This is a genomic window from Microcystis sp. LE19-84.1B, from assembly GCF_027531875.1.
GTDB lineage: Bacteria > Cyanobacteriota > Cyanobacteriia > Cyanobacteriales > Microcystaceae > Microcystis > Microcystis panniformis.
Genome location: NZ_JAPZSR010000205.1, coordinates 1 through 9,262, shown reverse-complemented (window position 1 = coordinate 9,262; position 9,262 = coordinate 1). Strand labels below are relative to the sequence as shown.

General features: G+C 41.6%; 6 protein-coding genes and 1 pseudogene. 6 read left to right on the top strand and 1 reads right to left on the bottom strand.

Annotated features, from left to right (window positions below; translation table 11 throughout):
- Positions 1–104 (top strand): annotated as a pseudogene (locus O9324_RS11855) (IS1 family transposase); the annotation flags it as partial.
- Between the two features lie 216 nt (positions 105–320).
- Positions 321–1,562, top strand: coding sequence for an RNA-guided endonuclease InsQ/TnpB family protein (locus O9324_RS11850; protein WP_288140288.1), 1,242 nt, complete (start codon positions 321–323; stop codon positions 1,560–1,562).
- Between the two features lie 20 nt (positions 1,563–1,582).
- Here the strand turns inward: O9324_RS11850 and O9324_RS11845 are convergent, their stop codons facing one another.
- A complete protein-coding gene (locus O9324_RS11845; protein ID WP_288140287.1) occupies positions 1,583–2,074 on the bottom strand; it encodes a hypothetical protein in 492 nt (163 codons plus the stop codon).
- 145 nt (positions 2,075–2,219) lie between these two features.
- Between O9324_RS11845 and O9324_RS11840 the strand changes: the two genes are divergently transcribed.
- The 4 genes from O9324_RS11840 to O9324_RS11825 all read left to right on the top strand — a co-directional run bounded on the left by O9324_RS11840 (position 2,220) and on the right by O9324_RS11825 (position 8,548).
- Positions 2,220–3,767 carry a hypothetical protein gene (locus tag O9324_RS11840; protein WP_288140286.1) on the top strand — a complete coding sequence of 516 codons (1,548 nt, stop codon included), beginning with the start codon at positions 2,220–2,222 and terminating at the stop codon, positions 3,765–3,767.
- A 65-nt stretch (positions 3,768–3,832) separates the two neighbouring features.
- The gene (locus tag O9324_RS11835; RefSeq protein ID WP_288140285.1) at positions 3,833–4,243 is read left to right on the top strand and encodes a hypothetical protein; all 411 of its coding nucleotides are present in this window, start codon (positions 3,833–3,835) and stop codon (positions 4,241–4,243) included.
- Positions 4,244–4,375: 132 nt separating this feature from the next.
- Positions 4,376–5,482: a hybrid sensor histidine kinase/response regulator gene (locus O9324_RS11830; RefSeq protein WP_287629576.1), complete on the top strand. Its 1,107-nt coding sequence runs from the start codon at positions 4,376–4,378 to the stop codon at positions 5,480–5,482.
- A 279-nt stretch (positions 5,483–5,761) separates the two neighbouring features.
- Complete coding sequence (locus O9324_RS11825; RefSeq protein WP_288140284.1) at positions 5,762–8,548, top strand: cation-translocating P-type ATPase; 2,787 nt, start codon at positions 5,762–5,764, stop codon at positions 8,546–8,548.
- Positions 8,549–9,262 lie beyond the last annotated feature (714 nt).

The window sequence follows — 9,262 nt, the reverse complement described above, 5'->3', positions numbered from 1 at the left end:
CGACAAAGGATTTCTCGGCTGGTGAGAGAGAGTCTATCTTTCTCTAAAAAAATGGAGAATCACGTTGGGGAACCCTTTGGTATTTTATCCATGACTACAACGCACAGCAAAGCAAAGGATTAAGCCGCCATCACTACTACCAAATCACCACCTCAGTTATCAGTTATCAGTTATCAGTTATCAGATGTGAGTTTTTAAGTGTGCAGTATTAAATAGAAGTTTCTTACTGTCTTTTTACTGATTACTGATTACTGACCGAATTGACATTATTAGCAGACCTAGTTACCATAGAATGCAGACACACATATTTTAACCCAACAATGAAAGCAAGGTATCAATACCGTATTTACCCAACAGAACAACAAAAGAGGCTTTTGTCTCAGTTGTTCGGGTGTGTGCGTGTCGTCTGGAACGATACCTTAGCTTACTGCCAAGAACTCTATCAACAAGGAGAGAAAAAGCCAAAATATACAGAGTTGTCCAAAAGACTAACTCAAATTAAAAAGACAACAGAAAAAGTCTGGCTGACCGAGGTTTCTTCTATTCCTTTACAACAGTCCTTAAGAGACTTAGAGACTGCTTACTCTAACTTTTTTGCATCTTGTCAGGGAGAAAGAAAAGGAAAGAAAGTAAAGCCTCCCAAGTTTAAAAAACGCAAATTTAAACAATCAGCAAGATTTACCGATAATGGTTTTACCGTCAATCAACACCACGTTACTTTAGCGAAAATCGGTGATTTAAAAGTCGTTTGGAGTCGTCCATTACCCTCTAAACCTTCTAGCGTCACCGTGATTAAAGACGCAACAGATCGATACTTTCTTAGCTTTGTCGTTGAGATTCAGCCCGAAACACTTCCTAATAATGGGGAGTCAGTGGGAATCGATTTAGGGATTGCTACCTTTGCGACTTTTTCAACAGGGGAAAAGATAGACGCTCCTAAACCGTTAAAGAAACGATTGAAACGACTAAGAAAGGCACAGAGAAACCTTTCTAGAAAACAGAAAGAAAGTAAACGACGGGAAAAAGCCAGAAAACGAGTAGCTAAAATCCCCGCAAGGATTAAAGATACTCGGACTGATTTATTGCAGAAACTATCCAATAAAATTGTTCGTGAGAATCAAACGATAATTTTAGAGGATTTAAACACATCGGGAATGGTCAAGAATCGTAAACTAGCCCGTGCTATATCAGACTTAGGATGGCGTTCTTTTCGAGATATGCTATCGGCAAAGTCTGATAAATATGGGCGTGATTTTCGGATAATTACGAGTTGGGAGCCAACTAGCCAACGATGTTTCTGTTGTGGGAATATTGGCGGCAAGAAAGCGTTAAATGTTCGTGAGTGGGAATGTTTTTTCTGTGGGACTTTTCATGATCGAGACATCAATGCTGCGGTAAATATCAAGGTCGCCGGTGGGCAATCGGAGACTTTAAACGGACGGGTCGGAAAGCGTAAGACTTCTGTTAAAGAAGCAGTATCCTGTGAAGCGTCAACCCAGCGGTCGGTTGTTCAATTAAGTTTGTTCGAGCTGCCGGTCATCACCGTCCGTTTACGGCGGTGAGGATGTCAATGTCAAGTAATTTAGCCATTTTTAGCAAAAAACCAGAGCATCAATAGAACAATAGCGATCGCCAGTCCGCTAAAAAAAGTATTTTTATGCTGCTCTAACTGCATGGGTGCGGGGGGTTCTTCTTTTTTCTGTTTATTTGTTCCCTTTTTAAATTGCGCTGTACTATCGGGAAGTTTCTCTAAATCGGGAATCTTCGTCATCCACTCATCTGGGCGTTTGAGACGGGGAGCTTCGATAATATAAAGCAGACGCTTGGCCTGTTCGCGAATTTGATAGATAGGATGGGTAATAAGTTGCCTACAGATTTCACTGGCTTTCTCCCCCTCTCCTAACCCCTGATGGGCAGAAATTAACCAAATTTGGATCTCACCCCCTGCTCGGGATACTAAGGAAATTAAGGATAAAGCCGCATTTAATTGCTGGATACTAAGACGATATTGTCCACGCTCAAAAGCACTGATTCCAGCTTGATAAAGGTCTTGAAAAGAAGGATTTTCGGCCACGGAGTCAAGATCGAGATAAATGAAATTTTACATAAGTATAGCAACAGGTAAGAAGCAAAAGGAAACTCTCGGCCATTGAGAATGAGAATCTTGACAAAAATCTGTTAGACTTTCTTTCTGGTAAACCTGTTCAAAGCTGCACCGCATGAAAGAGAGGAACTCCCTGTTACTAACTATATTAGTGATCGCCACTACAATAATTAGTTTAGTTTTAGGGATTGTATTTGGCAAAAAAGCGGCCTTGTTAGGAATTTGGGCAGTTCCCGCCATGGTCGCTTCTTTTATCTATCCCCGTCTGGGATTATTAGCCCTAATCATCTATCTTCCCCTCAGTAATACCTTAGCGTTGGCTGTGGTGAGAGTTTTTCAGGTAGTGGGCAACTTTATTGGCATAGAGCCATCCTATGCTCTCTACAAAATCGCCAAGGATGCCTTTTATTTCCCCGCTTTAGCGGCAATTTTAATTAAAACCAAAACTTTTAAGCAATTAAGCCCCCAAATCAAGCCTTTTCTCCTCACAGCTTTGATTTTACTTGCCAGCAGTTTGATAACTTTTCTTTTTGTCAATCTGCCCGAAGGAGGAATTATTGTGGGAATTGTGGGATTAAAAATCCTCCTCAGTTATATTCCCCTAGTTCTCTGTGGGTACTATTTAATCGAGCAAAAACGAGATTTATTCATGGTTAACCGAGTTTTAATCGTGATGATCTTAGTCTGTTGCGGTTTAGCTCTAATTCAATACTTCTTACTCGTCCAAGGTATCTGTCCTGACAATGAATTCCTCAATCAACTCGAAGTCCTTGTCCCGAAATCCGACAGCCAATTTTATCCGGATATTACCGAAAAAGCCACCTTGAAAGCTCAATGTTTTGTCGGCGGTTCATTGTTGTATAATCCCGATCGAGGCTTAATTCGTCTCCCCGGCACATTTTCCGATCCTTGGCAATGGGGTTGGTTTTTAGTATCTAGTAGCGTCATCAGTTACGCGGCCAGTTTTAGTGATCCGCAAAAAAGATGGCGCGTCGCTGGTTGGGTGGCCATGGTTTTAGTCTTGCTTGCGACTCTGGTTTCTGGACAAAGATTACCTTTTTTGCTAGTACCTTTGTTTTACTTGGTTCTTTTTATTGTTACTAGCAAAAGTAAACGAAAGTTACCATTAAAATTGGGAATCTTGGGACTGATTTCCCTGCTCGCGGTGACGTTAATTCCCTTTATTCAGGAAAGAGGGCTAAATTTTATCGGTCGCTGGCTATATTCGTCTCCCATTGACTTTGTAGGCAATCAAATGCAGTTGAGCTTCAGATATGTACAGCTTTTTGGTTTTGGTTTAGGCAGAGCCAGCAGTGGCGCTCTTCATGTAGCGGGAGAAGAAGGGATAAGACTAATTGAAACCTACTACGCTAAACTCCTCCACGAAATCGGTATCATCGGTTTTATCGCTTTTATGGCACTGGTGACAATTCTCTGTATTCTCACCTTTAAAGCCTATTTAAAAGTAAAAAATGCTGCTTTAAAGCATTGGGGTCTCTGTATCTGGATTTTCCTACTTTTTATTAGCTATAATCCCTACTATTATCCTCTCTCCGTCGAGCCTGTTTCTGTTTACTATTGGTTATTCGCTGGAATATTGCTAAAACTGCCGGAAATCAGCGACAAATTGGAAGATGATGCGAGATTTTCCCAAAAAAATTAAGTGGAGAATTAAGAGGATTTTTATCGATAATTACATTATCTCTCGACTGATAGGAGTTAACCGCAATGACAGCAGAAACCGTTACCTATTCCCTGGAATCTGTCCTTAAGGAAATTAAAGATAGTATTAAAGGTGTTGATCAAAAGCTAGACACCTTCCAGAAAGATGTTGATCAAAAGCTAGACACCTTCCAGAAAAATGTTGATCAAAAGCTAGATAATCTCGAAAAAAGGTTTGAGCAAAAGCTAGAAACTTTACAGAAAAATGTCGAGCAAAAGCTAGAAACCCTACAGAAAAATGTCACCGATGTCAAGATAGGACTAGCAACTTTAACAGAGAAAGTCGATAGTATGGATAATCGACTGATCAAGGTGGAAGGAACCCAAAGTAACCAAATTTGGACATTAATAACTCTCCTGAGTGGTTCCTTGATTGCTGTGGGGTTCCGTGCTTTTTTTATGGGCAACAATCCCTAGTCGCTCGCTGTAGAGTAACGAGACTTTCTCGCTTGTACCACCCGATACCCTGCCCCGGGGAAAAACTTTTTCGGCAAGCTCCTGTTTTTTTATACACTTTATTTAAACAGTTTGAGTTATAAAATAACCGGCATGACTCAACCCACACCGCGCTCTAGTGTCTTAATTGTCGATGATTTGCCCAATAATGTGCGGCTATTGTCGATTATGCTCACCGAGAAGGGATATCAGGTACGCAAAGCGATTAATGGACAGATGGCCCTGAATACAGTGCGATCGCTAATTCCCGATCTGATCCTCCTCGATATTAATATGCCCGATCTCAATGGCTATCAAGTTTGTGAACAGTTAAAAGCTGATGAAAAAACCAGAGAAATTCCCGTGATTTTTATCAGCGCTCTTGATGATGTCTTAGATAAAGTCAAAGCTTTTCAAGTGGGAGGTGTCGATTATATTTCTAAACCTTTTCAAGGGGAAGAAGTCATGGCCCGCATCGAAAATCAATTAACTATTTGCCGTCAAAAAAAACAACTCCAAAACGAAATTAAAGAACGTCAAAAAGCTGAGGAAACCTTAGAAATTTATCTTCATGCTGTCTCTCACGATCTCCGCAATCCCGTGATCGGGATGTCAATGATCTTAAATAATTTAATTAAAAATTATCAGGGAGAAACTAAAGAAGTGTCCCTGAAGATTTTACAACAGATGGCCAACAGTTGCGATCGACAATTAACTTTAATTGATTCTCTCGTCGAAACCCGAAAAAATGATCTTTGGGGAGTTTCCCTAGAACTAAAGCCTTTATCTCTCTACGAAATTGGTCAACAGATCGGTCAGGAATGGGAGTTAAGATTAAAGGAAAATCAAGCAACTTTAATTAATAACTTTTCTCCCGATTTACCCTTAGTTAATGCCGATGCTCACCATCTCTGGCGAGTTTTTGAGAATTTATTAGCCAATGCCCTTAAACACAATCCCCAAGGGATAATTATCACTTTATCAGCTAGACTAGAGGGTAATTATCTCCGGTGCAGCATTGGCGATAATGGGGTGGGAATTAGCGAAACCCAGAGAAAACAATTATTTGATCGCTATCAACGAGGCAATAATAACAATCAGATTAGTTTAGGACTAGGTTTATATCTCTGTCGTCAAATTATCCATGCTCACGGAGGTGAAATTGGCATTATGAATAATGACGAAAAAGGTTCACAATTTTGGTTTACTTTGCCCTACTAAGCTATTGACTAAGTAGGTAGATGTTAAAAACTTTCAGACACCCCCCTTATTAAGGGGGACTAAGGGGGAACTAAGGGGGAATCGGCACCCCCCTTATCAAGGGGGACAAGAGGGGACTAAGGGGGGATCTATCTTCAATTTAATTATAACCAGCTACTTATCTACATTACGCGTTAAGACTGTCTATGAGCAGGGAGAGGCAGTTTAAGCATTTGTTTTTTCCTGTGACCGGGGAAAGAAAGGGCTAAGATCTATCTAGATCAACTATCTTCACTTGCCATGGCCGCTAATGCCGACTATTCTGCCCATTCCAGCGTTAACTTGCAACAACCTTGGCATACCTATCCGGTGGAAACCACCCTATCTATCCTCGGTAGTTCCGCTGTTAATGGCCTCAATAGGGAGCAAATCGCCGAAAGAATTAAATATTATGGCAAAAATGAACTAAAAGAACGTCCAGGGCGCAGTAATTGGCAAATTCTCCTGGATCAGTTTACCAATATTATGCTCCTCCTCTTAATTGCCGTGGCCATAATTTCCGGGGGACTAGATTTACTGGAATTGCAGCGCGGTCATCTGGCTAAAATTGGTGTTCCCTTCAAAGATACGATCGCTATTTTAACAATTGTCATCCTCAATGGTATCCTCGGATATCTGCAAGAAAGTCGGGCCGAAAAAGCTCTGGCCGCTTTAAAAAAACTTTCCTCTCCCCAGGTTAATGTTATCCGCGAGGGCCAACGCAGAGAAATAGACGCGGTTAATCTCGTCCCCGGGGACATCATGCTGATTGAAGCGGGAACCCAAATCAGCGCCGACGGCCAAATTATCGAAGCTTTTAACCTGCAAATTCGCGAATCGGCCTTGACAGGAGAGGCAAATAGTGTTAATAAATCCGCCTTGATTGACCCCCTAGACAGAGATACTCCCCTTGGCGATCGCTTAAATTTTGTCTTTACTGGAACAGAGGTACTGCAAGGCCGGGCCAAGGTCATAGTTACCAATACGGGAATGACCACAGAATTAGGCAAAATCGCTCAAATGTTAGCAACAGTCGGCAATGAACCCACTCCTCTCCAAAAAAGAATGACTCACTTGGGTAATGTCCTTGTTGCTGGTTCTCTCATTCTAGTTGCCCTGACTATTACCGTCGGTCTGATCAGTGCCGGTTGGTCGGCCCTAGAGGAATTGGTCGAAGTTTCCCTTAGTATGGCAGTAGCCGTCGTTCCCGAAGGATTACCCGCAGTTATCACCCTAACGCTCGCCCTAGGTACTCAACGCATGGTCAAACGTCAGGCCTTGATTCGCAAACTGCCGGCAGTAGAAACCCTCGGTTCCGTTAATGTGATCTGTTCCGATAAAACTGGGACGCTAACGGAAAATAAAATGATTGTACGGGAGATAGAGACAGTTAATCGCAATTTTTTAGTTACCGGGGAAGGATATAGCCCAAAAGGACAATTTTTAGACTCCGAGCAACGGGCGATCGATCCCAAAACCGATCTAGAATTACATCATCTCTTAATTGCCAGTGTCCTCTGCAACGATGCCAGTTTATACCTCGATAACGGTCACGATAGCATTTTAGGCGATCCCACAGAAGGAGCTTTATTAGTTTTAGGGGCGAAAGCGGGCTTAAATTTATCCCTAACCAAGCAAGAGTTCCCTAGAATCGCTGAAATCCCCTTTTCTTCCCAAAGAAAGCGAATGTCGGTCATTTGTCAAGGAGTCAATCCCGTACTATTTACCAAAGGTTCCCCGGAATTAATTCTTGAACAATGTCTCTCCTATCAATCGGGATTAGAAAGTCTTCCTTTTGGGGATAGGGAAAAAGAAAAAGTCTTAGTCGCTAACAATGCTATGGCTAACAGGGGTTTGCGAGTCTTAGGATTGGCCTATAAAAACCTGATTTATCCGCCAGAATTAACTGAAATCAGCGAAGATGAGCTAATTTGGCTAGGAATGGTCGGTATGATCGACGCAGCGCGACCAGAGGTACAAATCGCCGTGACTAGGTGTCGAGAAGCGGGAATCCGTCCGATTATGATCACCGGCGATCATCAATTAACTGCTCTAGCGGTGGCTAAAAGTCTTGGTATTGCCCAAACAGGAGCTTTAGTCATCTCAGGGCAAGAATTAGATAAATTATCACCAATTCAGCTAGAAAACCTCATTGACAAAACTAACATCTATGCCCGTGTTTCCCCCGAACATAAATTAACTATTGTCCGCGCCTTGCAAAAAAAGGGTAAATTTGTTGCTATGACCGGAGATGGGGTGAATGATGCTCCGGCCTTGAAACAAGCCGATATCGGTATTGCCATGGGAATCGCCGGCACCGATGTCACCAAAGAGGCTAGTGATATGATTCTCCTTGATGATAATTTTGCCACCATCGTCGCTGCCACGGAAGAAGGGCGAGTGGTTTATAACAATATTCGCAGTTTTATTAAATATATTCTCGGCAGTAATATCGGGGAAGTAATTACTATCGCTGCTTCGCCTCTTTTGGGTTTAGTTACTCCTCTCACTCCCCTACAAATTCTCTGGATGAATTTAGTTACCGATGGTTTACCCGCGTTAGCTTTAGCAGTGGAACCCGCTTCTCCTAATATTATGCGTCGCCCTCCTTTTAGTCCCCAGGAAAGTATTTTTGCTCGCGGTTTGGGAACTTATATCGTGAGAATTGGGATTATTTTTTCGATTATTAATATCACTCAAATGGTGATCGCTGTGCGCTTGGATCCGCTTTTTGGTAATACTGGTTCATGGAAAACTATGGTTTTTACTACTCTCTGTTTAGCTCAAATGGGTCATGCCATTTCTGTGCGATCGAGCGATCATCTTACCATAGAAATGAATCCTTTGACTAATCCTTATCTCTGGGTAGCAGTAACCCTGACGACAATTTTTCAACTGATGTTAATCTATGTTCCTGCTCTGCGGGATTTTTTCGGTACTCAATTTTTAACCAAAGAAGAATTATTAATCTGTTTGGGATTTAGTACCTTGTTATTCGTTTGGGTGGAGTTAGAAAAATTATTTACCCGTTGGTATCATCGGCGATAATCAGGGAGCTTTTTTCATTGTTCAGTAAACAGTGAATTGAAAACTCAAATCTGATAACTGATAAACCCCATCCACAGGGAAAACCGTAGTTTGGCTTTTTCAGCTACGATCCTTATATAGGGTTTGCGGCAAAAAGTACGGGCGAAGCATTCGGATAGAAAATCTACGGTTTCATCGATAGGTTATTGCCCGAATGCTTCGCCCCTACAGGACGCGGGCCGATGAAGACGCAAGGTTTTGAAGCACGATTCTCTCAAAATCTTGCACCTGTTTCCAGAGAAAAGCCAGAAAGCCCCTACCTTGCCTACATTTCACATTTATTCAGCAAATCCTACATAGTAATAATTTTAAGGTTTAGTGGCTTGACCGTGAAATTCCAGTTCTCTAGCTGATTGCGGTTTAACTTACTATTAACCCACCTTCCGCACTTTTTAACATTCAATTGATAATTTTTACTAATATATTGCTGACAACCAATTGCCAGTAAGGATTATAGCTACAATAATCGATTTTTATCAAGGTGAAGACTTGTAATTTGTTTTCTCAGAAAAATCAATTATTGAAAATAGCTCTGGTTCTTCGGTTTGTGCTATGCAATGGACGGAGTTATAAGGGATGAAACCCTTATAGAGAAGGACATTGATGCGATTTTTGTCAATTGTTTTCGAGCTAGAACAAACTAATCAATAGAACTCTTGCCAGATAAGGATTTAG